The sequence below is a fragment of the Sphingomonas sp. genome, from assembly GCF_965200135.1.
Taxonomy (GTDB): domain Bacteria; phylum Pseudomonadota; class Alphaproteobacteria; order Sphingomonadales; family Sphingomonadaceae; genus Sphingomonas.
The window spans coordinates 227,242-242,662 of record NZ_CBDATK010000013.1 but is presented as its reverse complement, the minus strand read 5'-3'; the positions used below and the strand labels follow the sequence as shown (position 1 = coordinate 242,662).

Here is a 15,421-nt window from a genome sequence, read left to right as displayed (position 1 = left end):
TGTCCTCGCTTCCACCGCCAATGGCCCGCGATGCCGAAGTGGTTCAACGTCCTCGCTCGACCGATGCGCTCGGCACGGCGCTGCGTGGGGCGTTTGCATTGCCGCAGCCGGGCGACGAGATGGCGGCGCTGTTGCGGCAGTTGGATCGGATGCGATAGGCCGATTATACGGGTTGCCGGTGGTCACTCCGTTATCGGGTGACGACCACACCGTCGTGCGCGACCCATCCGGGCGGTGATCCGGCTCAAATTGGCAACCGACCTTTTCGTCAGGATCACGCTGCGCGTTAGCAGTCGAGACGCCTACTCGCGCCTCACTCGAAGAGGAGAAGCACTGCCGCGAACCGACTATATGGGCAAGGTCAAAGTCGCCCGTCGGACGACCTACCGTCCCCGGCTCAACGTTTCCACGTCGCCCATGATCGTTTCCAGCGCGGTCCTCGACGTGTCGGTTTCGTGATCGCGCCGCGACGGCAGCACGCCCTCGGTCAGCAGCGCTTCCAGTGCGACCCGGCCGCGCGCCACGCGGCTTTTGATGGTGCCGACCGCTACCTGACAGATTTCGGCCGCTTCCTCATAGGCAAAGCCGCCGGCTCCGACGAGGATGAGCGCCTCGCGCTGCGGCTGCGGCAGGTGCATCAGCGCGCGTTGCATGTCGCCCAATTCGACATGGCGGTCCTGGCTGGCCGGCGCCGCAAGGATGCGATCGGCGACCAGATCGTCCCACTCGCCCTTGAACCGCGCGCGGCGCATCTGGCTCAGATAAAGATTGCGAAGGATGATGAAGGTCCACGCGCGCATGTTCGTGCCGGCCTGAAACCGCAGCCGCGCCGCCCATGCCTTGAGCAGCGTCTCCTGCACCAGATCGTCGGCCAAGTCGCGGCTGCCGGAAAGCGACCTGCCGAACGCGCGCAGGTGGGGAATGACCTGCGCCAGCTGCTTCTTGAACTCGTCGTCGGACAGCGAGACATGCTCGACGGGAGCCGCTTCGGGCGCATCGCCATCGTCTTCGCCATGAAGAATGGTGGAAGTCACACGGGTCCGATCGAAATCGCTGAACGAGGCGCATATTTAGGAACGCACGCGCAACAAACAACCTGCGTCAGAAGCGCTTAGCGGCCAAGACGCGATTATCCGATCAGGTAGATCGCCAGAAAGGCGACGACGACCAGGATCAACGAGGCCGCCAGCACGTAGCGCGTCATGCCGGGCGTGGACCCACCGCGTGCTTCGGTGGTGGTGAGGTGGATCTGTTCGTTCGGGTCAGCCATGTGCCCTCAACCCTCCAGTAACGTTTTGGGTCCGTGACCGCTCACGCATCCGCCGGCAGCGTGTTCTGGTCGAAGAACAGCGCCTGCGCGATCGCCGCCTTGACGGTGGAACGCTGGAACGGCTTGGTGATGAGAAAGGTCGGCTCCGGCCGCTCGCCGGTGAGCAGGCGCTCGGGAAAGGCGGTGATGAAGATCACCGGCACCGCGAACTCGGCGAGGATATCCTTGACCGCATCGATGCCCGACGAATCGTCGGCAAGCTGGATGTCGGCGAGCACCAAGCCGGGCCGGTCCTCCATCGCCAACGCCACCGCCTCGTCGCGGGTAACCGCCACGCCCGTGACGTCATGCCCCAGATCGCGGACGATCGTCTCGATATCCATCGCGATGATCGGCTCGTCCTCGATGATGAGGACGCGCGCATGGGTCTGTTGCTCGATTTCCTTCAGCGCGTCGCTGACCAGCGTTTCCAGCTCGTCGCTGTCGACCTCGACCAGGTACGCCGCGTCTTCGGGCGTGAAGCCTTCCATCGCGGTCAGCAGCAGCGCCTGGCGCGACAGCGGCGTGATCTTCGACAGGCGCGCACGCGCAGTCGCTTCGTGGTTGCCGGTGCCGGTATCGCCGACCGGCTCCGCGCCGGTCTCATCGAAATTGGCCGAGTTCCAGATGCCCTGGAACATGCGATACAGTCCGAGCCTCGGATCGACGTCGCTCGGAAACTGATCGGGCGCGGCGACGATCGCCTCCAACGTCGCGCGAACGTATTTATCGCCCTGCTGCTGGCTGCCGGTGAGCGCCCGACCATAACGCCGCAGGAAGGGGAGGTGCGGGGCGAGCTGCTGTCCAAGCGACATGGGTATGCGATACTCCCTGATGCCCGCGACCCGATCGGGCGGCGCGGCGTTCGTTACGTCGTTTCGGTCGACACCCGTGGCCCCCTGGGCTGACCGGATATTTCGCGCAAGGGGTGGAACCAACATCGGCATCTTTGGTTTCCAAGTCCCGACAATTCAATAATGCGGCTCCCTGCGAAACTACGGGGTGGTGCTGTTCAGGTTACCGCTGATGCCGTCCCCGAGGCATAACGGTAGGCCGTTTGGGGGTTGATTGAGCTTGGCCGACCGCACCGACAAGATATCTCAGCCCGGCGGCGGCCCTCGTGGGCCTTCCCGTCGCACCAGCGACAAGCTACCTGAAGATCCGCAGGTCGGCGCGGCGCTTCGGTCCGTCTATCAGAAGGCGGTCGAGGAAGACGTGCCTGACGAGATGCTCGCCCTCCTTTCCAAGCTTGGGTGATGAAGTCGTCCGCTTGGTCGGCGCGGCGATGCCGCCGACCCCATCGACGCGCGTCGACCTGATGGGATTTTCGTGGATCGCGCGACTGCCCACCGGCGGCAAGCTGTTCCTGATCCTCAGCATCTGCCTGTTGCCGCTGGCGTTGATCGCGATGGCGGCGACGTTGCAGACCACCCGGCTGACCGATGCGGAGGCGCGTGGCCGGCTTCGCATCGCCAGTACCGAAAGCGCGCGGGCGATCGCGATCGAACTGGTCGGCGACATGACCGCGCTTCACGCCGCTGCGACCGCACTCGGGGCCAATGCGAACGACGCCCCCAACGACGCGCTGAGCTGCGCGCGGGCGCAGGGGGTCTTCGCGCAGCAATCGTCGGCGGGAACCCGGTTCGGTATCGTCGATCGTGCCGGACACGTCGTCTGCGGCGAGCCGCTGGCCGGCGCAGACCGCCGGCCGCTCCGCGAGGCGGCCGTCGCAGGGCGATTCGTGAAGGGTGCTGGCGGGCCGGGCGTGTTGCTCTCGATACGAACCGCGCGCAGCGGCTATGCGGCCCGCGCGTTCTTTCCCGCGGCGACGCTGGCGGCGCTGAGTCAACCGACCGGTCGCGCGACGACATTCACGAGCACGCTGGAGCTTGACGGCGCGATGCTGCCGCTGGAAACGGCGGCCGACATCGGCCCGCTCGATCGCGTGGAGGCGATGCGAACCGACCTCGGCGTTGCCGGGCTGCGGCTCGACACCGCGATCCGCGCGGCGCCGATCAGTTCTTCGTTGATCGTCGCGCTGCTGTTGCCGTTGCTGATGTGGCTGGCGGCGGCGAGCATCGCTTGGTTCGTGGTCGACCGCCTGCTCATCAAGCCGCTGCGCCGGCTGCGGACCAGCGTCGCCGCCTTTACGCCGGGCGAGGTCATCAACGCGGCCCAGACGGGTCCGGCAGCGGAAATCCGCGAGCTGGGCGATACCTTCCGCGCGATCAGCCGCACCGTCGCGATCCACGAGGCAGGGTTGGCGAAAGGGCTGGTGCGGCAGACCAAGCTGACCCGCGAAGTACACCATCGCGTCAAGAACAACCTGCAGGTCATCTCCAGCCTCATCAACCTGCACGCTCGCGGCGCGCCGAGCGCGGACGCGACCACTGCCTATGCCTCCATCCAGCGCCGCGTCGACGCGCTGGCGGTCGTGCATCGTAACCACTTCGCGGAGAACGAGGAGACGCGCGGGCTTAACCTGCGGACCATGATCGGCGAGGTGGCGGCGAACCTGCGCGCGACGGCGCCCGAAAACTCGGCTGGGCTGGGCCTGACGCTGGACGTGGAGCCGTTCATGGCGAACCAGGACGTGGCGGTGGCGATCGCGTTTCTGGTGACCGAGACGGCGGAACTGGCGATGAACGTCGACCCTGCCGCGCAGATCCGGATCGCGATCCGTACCGCCGAACAGCCAGACCGCGCCGTCCTGCGCGTTGTCTCGCGCGCATTGGTGGAGAGCGACGCGTTGCGCGTGCTGCTTGGCAGCCGCTACGGCCGGGTGATGGAGGGGCTGGCGCGACAGCTGCGGGCACCGTTGCACCACGATCCACTAGCGGGGACATATGAGATCGGGTTCGCGGTGCTCGGTCGCGCGTAGCGGCAAACGCTCACCGACTTATGTCGGTTGCACTAAAAATTGAGAGCGCGCCGGAACCCCAATCCGAAAACCACGTTTTGCTCTATGGATAGCGGCCAAGCACCCCCCCCCGCTACGTTATCCACGACACAGGCCCGGAAGCGCTCCCTCCCCCTCGGAGACGCTTTCGGGCCTTTTACGTGCCCGGTCTACGGTGCGCTGCCAATCGGCTTGATGGAACCAGCGCCCGTCGACAGTCATTTCATCCGCGAGGGCATGGTGTCCGTGTTGGAGAATGAAGATGCGTAAGGTCTTGGGCGTCGCGATGTTGGCCGGCATGCTGGCGGTGACCGCGTGCAACACGGTGTCGGGTATGGGACGCGACGTCAGCTCGGCAGGCACCGCGGTCAGCAACGCCGCCGACGGTTCTCACTGATCCGACAGAAGGACCGTCATCGCCTCGGGGCCCACGGCCCCTGGGCGGTGCCGGCTCGTCAGGGCTCGACGGTCTGCGTTTTCAGGTCGTCACGCTTGCGGCGCCGTTCGGTGATCAGGATACCGACAAGAGCCAGTTCGTAGAGAATCACAAGCGGCAGCGCCAACAACAGCATTGACCACGGATCGGGTGGCGTCAGCACGGCTGCGATCGCGAAGTTTCCGACGATCGCGTACCGTCGCGCACTGACCAGCTGGGCGCGCGTGACGACCCCGGCGCGCTCCAGCAGCATCATGAAAACGGGCAGCAGGAACGCGAAGCCGAACCCGAACAGGAACTGCATCACGACCTTCAGGTAGCTGGCGACATCGGGCAGCGCCTTTTGCGTGACCCCGCCGAGATCGCCCTGAAAGCCGAACAGGAACTTGAGCGCGGGCGGGATGACGAAGAAATAGGCCAGCGCCGCGCCCAGCCCGAACAGCACCGGCGTCGCGAGCAGGAACGGCAGCAGCGCGCGCCTTTCATTCTTGTAAAGCCCCGGCGCTACGAAACGCCAGATCTGGTTCGCGGTGATCGGGAAAGAGATCATGACCGCGGTGAAGAAGGCGACCTTCACCTCGACCATGAAGCCGCCATAGACGTCGGTGTTGACCAGCACGAGCTGCCCGGCCTTCCGCAGAGGTGCCACCAGCACGGTCAGGATCGGGCGGGCGAAATAAAGCGACGCGCCGAACGCGACCACCATCGATCCGATCGAATAGAGCAGGCGGCGACGCAACTCGATCAGATGATCGAGCAGCGGCGCGCGGCTGGCGTCGACCTCGGTGCCGTCGCTCACGACGAAGCCTTGGTGTCGGCGGGGAGCGGCGTAGCGTCAGGCGTAACGACCGGAGCCGCTTCGACGACGGGCTTCTCGACCATCACCGCCTCGGTCGACAGATCGTCGGCGGGCGTCGCTGCGTCGGGCGGCGGTACGGCAGGCATCTCATCGGTCGCGGGCGTGTCGGGATGTTCGGCGAGGATGCGCGCATTCTCGTCCGCCCACTTCTTTTCCATCTCGGCCAGCTCGGCCTCGCGCACCATTGAATCGAACCCGGAGCGAAACTGGCGCGCGACCCCGCGCGCCCGGCCTACCCAATAGCCGAGCACGCGCAATGCCTTGGGAAGGTCCTTTGGCCCGATCACCAGCAGCGCGACGATCGCGACCAGCAGGAACTCGGACGGCGCGATGTCGAACATGCGAGCGGATCAGCCGAACGGGAGGAAGTTGTTCAGCGGTCGTCGCGGACCCGGTTGCCGTCGCGGTCGAACGCAGGCGCGGCACCCTGTTGCGCGTCGGTGCGCTTGCCCTCGATGCGCGACGCAGGACGGCTGGGGTCGTGATCTTCCTCGGCCATGCCCTTCTTGAAATTCTTCACGCCCTTCGCGACGTCCCCCATCAGGTTGGAGAAGCGGCCGCCGCCGAGCAACAGGATGGCGATGACCGCGAAGATGATGAGATGAACGGGACTGAGGCCACCCATGGCGCTTACTCCTGGAATTACTTCCGCTATCTAGTCGTCTTTGCCCGCCTTTTCCACCTCCCCGTTCACGTCGGCGAATGCGAAGTCGATCGGGCCGAGCAGCCCGGCGGCGCGCAGGTCGTCGAGCCCGGGCAGGTCGCGGCGACCATCGAGCCCAAAATGGTCGAGAAAGGCGGGCGCGGTGGCATGGGTGAACGGCCGGCCGGGGGTCTCGGGGCAGCCGGCGGCACGCACCCAACCCTGTTCCATCAGCACGTCCAGCATCCCGCGCGCGATCTGCACGCCGCGGATCGCCTCGATGTCGGCGCGCGTCACCGGCTCGTGATAGGCGATGCCGCCAGCGCCTCCTGCCCGGCGCGGCTGAGGCGGCGGACCTCCTCGCGGTTGCGGCGCAGCAGCGTGGCGAGATCGGGCGCGGTCTGGAAATGCCATGCCGCGCCGCGCCGGACGAGCGTGATGCCGCGCCCGGCATAGTCCGCCTGAAGCCGGGCCAGCGCGACGTCGACGTCGCTTTCGCCGACATGGGCACGGGTCCGGTCGGGGTTGAGCGGCTCGGCGGCGGCGAACAGCACCGCCTCGACCTCCGGCGCACCGCGCGGCCAGACGTCGCGGCCCATCCGGTCGCGCGCGAGCAGCCGCACGCCCGCCTCGCGCATCGCGTTCAGCCGTTCGAGCCGCAGTTGCAGCCGCAGCGCCAACTCTTCGGGATCGGACTGCGCCGCCTGATCGCGGGGCAGCAGCAGCGCCGACTGGAGGTAGGCGAGCCACGCCGCCTTCACCAGCCAGTCGGCCGCGACCTTCAGCCGCAGCGCGTCGGCGCGGTCGAGGACGCCCAGATACTGGTCGACCGGCTGCAGGATCGAGATTTGCCGGAGTCCATCTTCTGCGCGCGGGCGAGTGCCAGCAGCAGGTCGAGCGCCCCCCCCCCCCGCTGATCGAGGTCGAGGATGAGCGTGTCGTCCATCACACCAGCGCGAGGAAGGCATCCCGCCGCGCGATCAGCTCCGCCAGCTCGCCCGCGGGCGCGTCGCGCATCGCCATCGCGCGGTCGAGCCGCGCGATCGTCACGGACGGCGCATCGCCGAGCCGGTCGGCGATCGCGACCATCTCGTCCATCCGGCCCCAGCAGTCGAGCACCACGTCGCACCCCGCCGCGATCGCGCCCGCCGCCTTGTCCGCCGGCGTGCCGGACAGCGCCTTCATGTCGATGTCGTCGGTCATCAGCAGCCCGTTGAAGCCGATCGCGCCACGGATCACCTGCTCGACGACGATCGGCGACAGCGTCGCGGGACGCGCGGCGTCCCAGGCGTCGAAAACGATATGCGAGGTCATCCCCATGCCGGCATGCGCGAGCGAGCGGAAGGGCTCGAGGTCGACCTCCAACTCGTCGGCCGTCGCGGTGACGGTCGGCAGCAGGTGGTGGGTGTCGACCTTGGCGAGGCCATGGCCCGGCATGTGCTTGACGACGCCGACGACGCCGCCGGCCGCCAGCCCCTCCAGCATCGCGCGGCCCAGGGCGGCGACCTGCATCGGCTCCGCGCCATAGGTGCGGGTGCCGATCGCGTCGGTGGTGTCGGGCCGCGCGACGTCGAGGATCGGAGCGCAGTCGACGGTGATCCCGACCTCGCTCAGCATCACCCCCAGCGCCTGCCCGTTGGCGCGCATCGCCTGGATCGCGGACATCGGCGCGAGGCGATAGAGCGCGTCGAACGCGGGTCCGGCGGGAAACGCGGGCCATTCCGGCGGTCCCATCCGCGCGACGCGCCCGCCCTCCTGATCGATCAGGATCGGCAGGTCGTCGCGGCCGGTCAGCGCACGCAGCGAGTCCGTCAGCGCAAGCACTTGCGCGCGGTTCTGGATATTGCGCTTGAACAGGATGAAGCCGAGCGGCGCGGCATCGGCGAAGAAGGCGCGCTCGTCGGCGGTGAGCGTCGGGCCGGCGAGGCCGTAGATGACGGGCTTCATGGCCGGGAGGTGTAGTCCCGCCCGGCCGGCTCGTCATGCTGAAACGAGTTCAGCACGACCACCTGGAGCGTGGTGACGTACACTGATCCATCGCTCACCGTTCGCCCTGAGCGAAATCGACGGGTATGAGACCCACCTGTGCTTCGACTTTGCTCAGCACGACCGGGGCAAGGTGAAGTCATCCCGCCCTACGGCGCGACGAAACAGCCCTCGCCGGCGACCTTCAACCGCCCGCAGATGGCGGCGGCCTGGTTGGCGCTGCCCGCGTTGACGCGCAGGCGGTAGAGCGTGCGGCCCTCCGTCGCGACCGGCTGCACCGATTTGCCGAGCGGCGCGAGATAGGCGAAGCGCTTGGTGAAAGCGGTCCACGCCGCGTTGGCGGTGCTCTCGGTCGGATAGGCGCCGAGCTGGACCAGCGAGCCGCCCGCCGCGCTCGCGGGCGCGGGGGCGCGGGCGGCACCGACCGGGGCGGGAGCGACGAGCCTGCCGCCCGAGGGGGGAACGCTGGACACCGCGTTGCGTCCGCCGGCGGGGGCGGAAGGCGCGGGCCGTGGCGCGCGACGACCGTCGACCGGCGCCTCGGGCACGGCGTTCAGGTCGATCGCGCCGGTATGCGGGCGCCCGGCGCTGGTCGCGACCGCGGCGCTGCCCTCACCGTCGACGCGCAACCCGCCGGGGTCCTCGGGCTTGATCTTGTAGTCGCCCTCCTGCGCCGCGATCAGCTCGCCCTCGGCGGCGGGTTCGCGATGCTGGAGCTTGTAGATGCCGAACACCATCGCGGCGAGCATGGCGAGGCCGATCAGGACGAGGGCGACGACGCGACCGAGGCCGGGACCATCCGGCTCGTCCGGCTCGACCGTCTCCAGCCACGGCAACCGGTCCTCGTTCCTCAGCTCGAAGTCGCTCGTCGTGCTCATCAGCTCATCTCCGACACCGCCTCCACGCCCATGAGCGCGAGCCCGTTACGGATAATCTGTCCGACCCCATCCGCCAAGGCGAGACGCGCGCGCGTCGCATCGTGGTCGTCGGGCTGTAGGAAGCGCCGCGCGGGATCGTCGTTGCCGGCGTTCCACTCGGCATGAAACGCAGCCGCCAAGTCATAGAGATAAAAGGCGATTCGGTGTGGTTCGCGCGCCGCCGCCGCGGTTTCGACCACGCGCGGAAACTGCGCCGCCAGCCGCACCAGACCGAGCGGCTCGGTCCCGAGAAGGGACAGGTCGCGCGCCCCCGCCACCACGCCAGCCTCGCCCGCGCGGCGATGGAGCGAGGCGATGCGGGCATGGGCATACTGGACGTAGAAGACGGGGTTGTCCTTCGACGCCTCCACCACCTTGGCGAAGTCGAAATCCATCTGCGCGTCCGCGCGCCGGGTCAGCATGGTGAAGCGCACCACGTCCTTGCCGACCTCGGTCACGACGTCGGCGAGCGTCACGAAATTACCCGAACGCTTCGACATCTTGACCGGCTCGCCCGCCCGCAGCAGCCGCACCATCTGCACCAGCTTGACGTCCAGCTTCTTCTCCCCGCCGGTCAGCGCGGCGACGGCGGCGACGATGCGCTTGACGGTGCCGGCATGGTCTGCGCCCCAGATGTCGATCAGCTGGTCGGCGGCCTGACTTTTCTGGAAATGATAGGCGAGGTCGGCGCCGAAATAGGTCCAGCTACCGTCCGACTTGCGGATCGGCCGGTCCTGATCGTCGCCGAACGCGGTTGAGCGGAACAGCGGCAGCTCGACCGGCTCCCAATCGTCCGGCGTCTCGCCTTTGGGCGGCGGCAGCGTGCCGTCATAAACGAGGTCGCGCGCGCGCAGCTCGGCTTCCGCGGCGGCGGGCTTGCCCGCCGCCTGGACTTCCGCCTCCGACGCGAACACCTGATGATGGATGCCCAGCAGCGCCAGGTCGGCGCGGATCAGGTCCATCATCGCCGCCACCGCGCGGGTGCGGAACAGCGCCAGCCACTCTCCCTCGGCCGCGTCGACGTAGCGGTCGCCGAACTCGGCCGCCAATGCTTGGCCGACGGGGATCAGGTAATCGCCGGGATACAGCCCCTCCGGAATCTCCACCGTCGCGCCCAGCGCCTCGCGGTAACGCAGGTGGACCGAGCGGGCGAGCACGTCGACCTGCCCGCCGGCGTCGTTGACGTAATACTCCCGGATCACCCGCGCGCCCGCGAACTCCAACAGGCTGGCGAGCGCATCGCCGACCACCGCGCCCCGGCAATGCCCCATGTGCATCGGGCCGGTCGGGTTGGCGGAGACATATTCGACGTTGACCGTCGTCCCGGCATAGCGATCCGAGCGTCCGTAATCGGCGCCCGCGACCGCGATCGCGGCCAGCTCGTCGCGCCAGGCGGCGTCGGTCAACCGCAGGTTGATGAAGCCGGGGCCGGCGATCTCGACCGCCGTCACCTCGGGCAGCTTCTCCAGCTCTGCCGAAAGCGCCGTCGCCAGCGCGCGCGGATTGGTGCCCGCCGGCTTGGCGAGCACCATCGCGGCGTTGGTGGCGAGGTCGCCATGCGCGGCGTCGCGCGGCGGCTCGACGGTGACGTTGGCGCGGTCGAGCCCGCCGGGCAGCTGGCCGCTCGCGACCAGGGTGTCGAGCGCCGCGTCGATGTGCGCGGCGAAACGGGTATAGAGTGTCATGATGCGCGGGGCTCTAGCCGACCCGCGCGGCGGCTTCAAACCGGGCGGGGACGGATGCGTCGCACCCCCCCCCCGGCGCTCGCTTCACGCCACGCGGACGCCGTTGACCTCGATCCGCAGCCCCAGTGCCGCCCAGTCGGCGGGCAGGTGGCACCGCGTCGCCCGCACCGGCATGCCCAGCCGCACGGCTTCGGCATCGGTCGTGGCGCGCAGGCAGACATGGCCCGACGACCGCACCTGCGCCACATAGCCGCGCCCGGCGGGCTGCGCCTTGGCGAGCGCGACGTTGGGGAACAGCGCGCAGACGGCGGTGGCGACGGCGAAACACAGCTTGATCATGGTCTTACTCCCTGAGAGCGCGAGGCCGATAGCTTCGCGACGGAAGCTGTGCAGGAGGTGTGCCAGTTAGGTAACGCACTGAAAACAAGCATTTCGGCCCATCGTCATAGCAATCAACCCCGAAGGACTCGCGCCAATGTCGCCAACGATTGGCGTCAGGCGCGCAATAGGCCCTCACTGGCTCTCGCCCCAGCGCTGCCCGGAAAGAGCGTTGGCAACGTGCGCGCCGCATCGAGACCGAAGTGGCCAGCCACCGCGCCCGCGATCAGGCCGTCGAGGCTGGTAGTGGGGCGCAGGTCGCGCGCCTCGTGTAGCTGCGCGGTCGCGAGTCCCGGCCAGTCGGCGTGCACCCGGCCACCGCGCACGCCGCCGCCGAACAGCATCGCCGCCGACGCGGTGCCGTGATCGGTGCCGCCGGTGCCGTTGACCGCGACGGTCCGCCCGAACTCGGTCGCGACCACCACCAGTGTGTCGCGCCATAGCGGCCCCATGCCGGTCTGGAGCGCACCGATCAGCGCGTCCAGCCCCTTGAGCTGCACCGCCAGCCGCCCGCGCTGCCCGGCATGCGTGTCCCAGCCGCCGGTCTCGATCATCAGCACGCGCGCGCCGTTGTCGGGCACCAGCAGCCGCGCCGCCAGCGCCCCGGTCGCCGCCGCGTTGCGGCCATCGTCGGCGGCCAGATCGCCGGTGAGCTGGCGCGTCTGCATCGCCTCGTTCCACAGCCCGTGAAGCTGCGCGTCGCCGCCATAGAGTTGGCCGACGCGGGCGAGCAGATCGTCGGACGCGGCGGGCAGCGCAGACGGCGCATAGGACGCCACCTCGCGCGGCCCCCGCAATGCCAGCGGCACCGTCGCCGACACCGCGATCGCGCGCGCCTCGTCGGGCGGCAGCAGGCCGAGCAGCCGGTTGAGCCACCCGTCCTTGACCTGGTACGCCCCCGCCCCGCCGGTCTCGAGCACGTTCTGTCCATCGAAATGCGAGCGGTCGCGATAGGGTGAGGCAACGGCATGCGCGAACAGCGCCTGACCCTGGCCGTAGAGGCTCCCGACCGCCGCCAGCGCCGGGTGCAGCGTGAAGGTCGGGTCGAGCTTCAGGCCCGTCGCGAAATCCGCCGCCAACTGGCCCCGCGCACCGGCGAAGGCGGGGTCGCCGACCGCGCCGATCGTGCCCAGCCCATCGGCGGCACCGCGCTGTATCACGAACACGAGCCGTTTGGACGATGCCGCGCGGGCAAAGGCCAGACGCGGCGCGAAGCCGCTCGCGGCGAGGCCGAGTGAGCCACGAACGAGCAGGGTACGACGGGTAATCATGTGCTTACCTCCGCATCATCTCAGGCGACACGAGCAACAGCGCCAGCGCCTGCCCCGGACTGTCCGCGCGCGCGACGCCCTGCGCGGTGGCGGGTGACAGCGCGCCGGGGAACAGCGCCTCACCCAGCGCGCGCGCGTCGACCGGTCCGGCACGCGATGCCAGCCGCTCCGCCGCCTCGACGCGCCGCAACACCGCGTCCGGCCCCGCCCAGCTCGCGGCGATGTCGTCGTAGCCCGCGGGCGACCCCGGCCGCCACGCGGGCTGCCCAAGTTGCGCCAGCAACCCCACCATCGCCGGCCCCGGCACCTCGCGATAACCTAGCGCGCGCAGGCTGGCGACGGACCACTCCCACGGCGTGCGGAACTTGACCGACGACGGAGTCCACGCCTCCGGCGCGGCGATCAGCGCGCGATAAACGGTCCGCAGGTCGCCGCCGGACGACAGGAACGCGCGCTCCAGCCGCGCGACCAGTGCAGGCGGCGGTACGTCGCCTGCGAAATGCCTCGCCAGCTTGGTCGCGAGGTGGCGCGCGGTGGCGGGATGGATCGCGAGCGCATCGAGCACCGCTTGCGCCTGCGCGTCGCCCGCCTGGGCGTAGCGCTTGCCCATGATCGTCCGCTCCCCTGGCTCGTGCAGGGGCGGGGCAAACAGGAACGCCCCCGGCCGGCCGTCGGCGAACCGTGCCGCCGCGCCTTGCCCAAGCCCCGCAACGGTCCAGCCGGTCAGCGCGCGCGCGAACTCGGTCACGTCCGCCTGCGTGTACCCGGAGCCGACGCCCAGCGTGTGCAGCTCCATGATCTCGCGTGCGAGGTTCTCGTTCAGCCCGACGCGGTTGACGCCGCGCGCCGCCGCCCGCAGCCCGAGCGGGCTGCCCGGCCCGGCCGACTGCGCCTGATCGAGGTAGAGCAGCATCGCCGGGTGGCGCTCGACCGCCGTCAGCATGTCCCCGAAACGACCGAGCAGATGCGGACGGATCGCTTCGAACTCCAGCGTCGGGGCCAGACCGACCACCGTCTGCTTGTCGGCGGAAACCGCGAAGTGGTTGGCCCAGAAATGGACCAGCCGCTCCGCGAACGGCGTCGGCGTCGTCAGCGCGGCCCCCATGCGCGCAGCAACGGCGGTGCCGTATTGCTCCTGCCCCTGTTGCCGGAAGAGGCGGCGCGCGTCCGCCATCGCCGGATCGGGCGCCGTCGCCACTCCGGTCGACGCGCGGCGCTGCTGGCGCTGCTCGGCGAAGTAGGCGGCGAGCCCGATCGCGACGGTGGTACTGGTTGCGGTCTCGGTAAGCGGTGCCGGGCGCGGATCGAACCGGTCCAGCTGCTCGGTAAGCCAGCGGCGCGGATCGGGGACCAGCGCCTGATCGAAACGCGCGCCCAGGCCGAAGCGGTTCAGTGCGATCGTCACTTCGCTCACGGCCGTCTCCCTTCGCACGCTGGTCTACGCCCGACTTGTCGCAAGAGTATGCCGGTTGCAGTGCGCGCAATCGTGTTCGATCGGTTTGCATTTGCAACTGATCTGCGGTCGGGTTCTACCTCGCTGCGAGAGGATCTGAACGGCGTGACATAATCTTCACGCGGGAGTTCGATCATGACGAAGCTGTTCACCATTCTGGCCCTGCTGGCCACCGCCGCCGTTCCCGCCCCCCTGCTGGCGCGTGACGCCGGACAGCGCTTCACGCGCGACGGCGAGACGTACGTCTACACGGAGAAGCGCACCGAGGACGGTCGCCGCGTGATCTCGGGCCGTCGCCTGCCGAGCGGCTCCGCGTTTCGGCTGGTCGTCACCGGCGATCGGGTCGACGGCATCTCGGGCGGTCAGCCGGTAGCGTTCCGCCTGCCCGCGGCGGGCGCGACGCAGGTCGCCGCGCGCTAGAATCCCTCCGGCAATTCCACCGGGCCGACCGTCTTGCGGTATTGCGACACCGCATAACGGTCGGTCATGCCAGCGATATAGTCGGCGACCTGCCGGCTGCGCCACGGCTCGTCGGCGGGCACCGCACCCCACTCCGCCCCCATCCGCGCGGGGTCGGCGTGATAGACCTCGAACAGCCCGGCGACGATCGTCCACGCCGCCTCGGCAGCGGCGAGCTGATGCGGGTGGTGATAGAGGTTGGCGTACATGAAGCGCTTGAGCGCGCGTTCCTCGTCACGCATCCCGGCGGTGAAGCCGACGAGCGCGTGGGCGGTCGCGCGTACCGCGTCGGCACTGTCGACCTGGGCCTCGGCGATACGGGCACGCGTCTCGTCCAGCAGGTCGTTGACCATGGTGCCGATCTGCGCGCGCACCAGTTCGCGCGCCAGCCGCGCGGGCGCCACATCGGGGTATCGCGCGCGCACCGCCGCCCAGCCACGCGCGACCAACGGCACCGCCATCAGCTGATCCAGGCTGAGCAACCCGGCGCGCAGCCCGTCGTCGATGTCGTGATTGTCATAGGCGATGTCGTCGGCCATCGCCGCGACCTGCGCTTCCAGCGACGGGCGGCTGTCGAGCGCCAGCGGATAGTCGGCATCCGCCGCCCGCATCGCCCAGCCGGGATGGCGCACCGGACCGTTGTGCTTGGCCAGCCCCTCCAGACATTCCCAGCTGAGGTTGAGCCCGTCGAAGCGCGGATAGGGCCGTTCGATCGCGGTCAGCACGCGCAGCGTGTGGCCGTTGTGGTCGAACCCGCCCTGCCCCGCCAGTGCCGCCTTGAGCGCGTCCTCGCCGGCATGGCCGAACGGCGGATGGCCGATGTCGTGCGCTAGGCAGATCGCCTCCGTCAAATCCTCGTTCAGCCCCAGCGTGCGCGCGACGGTACGGCCGATCTGCGCGACCTCCAGGCTGTGGGTCAGGCGGACACGGAAATGGTCGCCGTCGGGCGCCATGAACACCTGCGTCTTGTGGCGCAGGCGGCGAAAGCTGATCGAGTGGATGACGCGGTCGCGGTCGCGCTGGAACGCATCGCGGGGGCCGCGCGCGGTATCGGCGGGCTCGGCGTGGCGGCGACCGCGGCTGTGTGCCGGGTCCGCCGCGTAGGGAGCGGGCGTCACCTGCCGAA

General features: G+C 69.1%; 18 protein-coding genes and 2 pseudogenes. 5 read left to right on the top strand and 15 right to left on the bottom strand.

The window, feature by feature from the left end:
* Positions 1 to 20: 20 nt before the first annotated feature.
* Positions 21 to 158 (top strand): hypothetical protein, encoded by a 138-nt coding sequence (locus tag ACOFKS_RS14815; protein ID WP_419810027.1) that lies wholly within the window; start codon positions 21 to 23, stop codon positions 156 to 158.
* A gap of 225 nt (positions 159 to 383) precedes the next feature.
* Here the strand turns inward: ACOFKS_RS14815 and ACOFKS_RS14810 are convergent, their stop codons facing one another.
* From ACOFKS_RS14810 to ACOFKS_RS14800, 3 genes are all read right to left on the bottom strand, one after another.
* A complete protein-coding gene (locus ACOFKS_RS14810) occupies positions 384 to 1,034 on the bottom strand; it encodes a sigma-70 family RNA polymerase sigma factor (protein ID WP_419810026.1) in 651 nt (216 codons plus the stop codon).
* Between the two features lie 95 nt (positions 1,035 to 1,129).
* Positions 1,130 to 1,270 carry a hypothetical protein gene (locus tag ACOFKS_RS14805; RefSeq protein ID WP_419810025.1) on the bottom strand — a complete coding sequence of 47 codons (141 nt, stop codon included), beginning with the start codon at positions 1,268 to 1,270 and terminating at the stop codon, positions 1,130 to 1,132.
* Positions 1,271 to 1,311: 41 nt separating this feature from the next.
* The gene (locus ACOFKS_RS14800; RefSeq protein ID WP_419810024.1) at positions 1,312 to 2,124 is read right to left on the bottom strand and encodes a response regulator; all 813 of its coding nucleotides are present in this window, start codon (positions 2,122 to 2,124) and stop codon (positions 1,312 to 1,314) included.
* Between the two features lie 259 nt (positions 2,125 to 2,383).
* Here ACOFKS_RS14800 and ACOFKS_RS14795 point away from each other — a divergent pair, with 259 nt between their 5' ends.
* From ACOFKS_RS14795 to ACOFKS_RS14785, 3 genes are all read left to right on the top strand, one after another.
* Positions 2,384 to 2,566, top strand: a complete 183-nt coding sequence (locus tag ACOFKS_RS14795; protein ID WP_419810023.1) for a NepR family anti-sigma factor — start codon at positions 2,384 to 2,386, stop codon at positions 2,564 to 2,566.
* Complete coding sequence (locus ACOFKS_RS14790; RefSeq protein WP_419810022.1) at positions 2,559 to 4,190, top strand: sensor histidine kinase; 1,632 nt, start codon at positions 2,559 to 2,561, stop codon at positions 4,188 to 4,190. Before ACOFKS_RS14795 ends, ACOFKS_RS14790 begins: the two co-directional genes overlap by 8 nt.
* Before the next feature lie 280 nt (positions 4,191 to 4,470).
* On the top strand, positions 4,471 to 4,605 hold the full coding sequence (locus ACOFKS_RS14785; protein WP_419810021.1) for an entericidin A/B family lipoprotein: 135 nt from the start codon (positions 4,471 to 4,473) through the stop codon (positions 4,603 to 4,605).
* Between the two features lie 58 nt (positions 4,606 to 4,663).
* Here ACOFKS_RS14785 and tatC read toward each other — a convergent pair whose 3' ends face one another.
* The 11 genes and pseudogenes from tatC to ACOFKS_RS14730 form a co-directional block, all read right to left on the bottom strand.
* Positions 4,664 to 5,443, bottom strand: a complete 780-nt coding sequence (gene tatC / locus ACOFKS_RS14780) for a twin-arginine translocase subunit TatC (protein WP_419810020.1) — start codon at positions 5,441 to 5,443, stop codon at positions 4,664 to 4,666.
* A complete protein-coding gene (gene tatB / locus ACOFKS_RS14775; RefSeq protein WP_419810019.1) occupies positions 5,440 to 5,844 on the bottom strand; it encodes a Sec-independent protein translocase protein TatB in 405 nt (134 codons plus the stop codon). The genes tatC and tatB overlap by 4 nt, the downstream gene beginning before the upstream one ends.
* Before the next feature lie 32 nt (positions 5,845 to 5,876).
* Positions 5,877 to 6,128 carry a Sec-independent protein translocase TatA gene (locus ACOFKS_RS14770; protein ID WP_419810018.1) on the bottom strand — a complete coding sequence of 84 codons (252 nt, stop codon included), beginning with the start codon at positions 6,126 to 6,128 and terminating at the stop codon, positions 5,877 to 5,879.
* Between the two features lie 30 nt (positions 6,129 to 6,158).
* Positions 6,159 to 6,700: pseudogene (gene scpB, locus ACOFKS_RS14765) on the bottom strand (SMC-Scp complex subunit ScpB).
* Between the two features lie 9 nt (positions 6,701 to 6,709).
* Positions 6,710 to 7,092 (bottom strand): annotated as a pseudogene (locus ACOFKS_RS14760) (segregation/condensation protein A); the annotation flags it as partial.
* Positions 7,092 to 8,093, bottom strand: a complete 1,002-nt coding sequence (locus ACOFKS_RS14755) for a glycoside hydrolase family 3 N-terminal domain-containing protein (RefSeq protein ID WP_419810017.1) — start codon at positions 8,091 to 8,093, stop codon at positions 7,092 to 7,094. The gene ACOFKS_RS14755 and the pseudogene ACOFKS_RS14760, both read right to left, overlap by 1 nt.
* Before the next feature lie 188 nt (positions 8,094 to 8,281).
* Entirely contained in the window at positions 8,282 to 9,010 is a 729-nt protein-coding gene (locus ACOFKS_RS14750) for an SPOR domain-containing protein (RefSeq protein WP_419810016.1), read from the bottom strand.
* The gene (gene argS / locus ACOFKS_RS14745) at positions 9,010 to 10,734 is read right to left on the bottom strand and encodes an arginine--tRNA ligase (RefSeq protein ID WP_419810015.1); all 1,725 of its coding nucleotides are present in this window, start codon (positions 10,732 to 10,734) and stop codon (positions 9,010 to 9,012) included. Before argS ends, ACOFKS_RS14750 begins: the two co-directional genes overlap by 1 nt.
* A gap of 84 nt (positions 10,735 to 10,818) precedes the next feature.
* Positions 10,819 to 11,073, bottom strand: a complete 255-nt coding sequence (locus tag ACOFKS_RS14740; protein WP_419810014.1) for a hypothetical protein — start codon at positions 11,071 to 11,073, stop codon at positions 10,819 to 10,821.
* Between the two features lie 155 nt (positions 11,074 to 11,228).
* Positions 11,229 to 12,383 (bottom strand): DUF1501 domain-containing protein, encoded by a 1,155-nt coding sequence (locus ACOFKS_RS14735; protein ID WP_419810013.1) that lies wholly within the window; start codon positions 12,381 to 12,383, stop codon positions 11,229 to 11,231.
* Between the two features lie 4 nt (positions 12,384 to 12,387).
* Positions 12,388 to 13,797 carry a DUF1800 domain-containing protein gene (locus ACOFKS_RS14730; protein WP_419810012.1) on the bottom strand — a complete coding sequence of 470 codons (1,410 nt, stop codon included), beginning with the start codon at positions 13,795 to 13,797 and terminating at the stop codon, positions 12,388 to 12,390.
* Positions 13,798 to 13,971: 174 nt separating this feature from the next.
* On the opposite strand from ACOFKS_RS14730, the gene ACOFKS_RS14725 reads away from it, so the two are divergent.
* Positions 13,972 to 14,256, top strand: coding sequence for a hypothetical protein (locus tag ACOFKS_RS14725; RefSeq protein ID WP_419810011.1), 285 nt, complete (start codon positions 13,972 to 13,974; stop codon positions 14,254 to 14,256).
* On the opposite strand, the gene ACOFKS_RS14720 is transcribed toward ACOFKS_RS14725, so the two are convergent.
* Positions 14,253 to 15,413, bottom strand: coding sequence for a deoxyguanosinetriphosphate triphosphohydrolase (locus ACOFKS_RS14720; protein ID WP_419810010.1), 1,161 nt, complete (start codon positions 15,411 to 15,413; stop codon positions 14,253 to 14,255). The genes ACOFKS_RS14725 and ACOFKS_RS14720 overlap by 4 nt on opposite strands.
* Positions 15,414 to 15,421 lie beyond the last annotated feature (8 nt).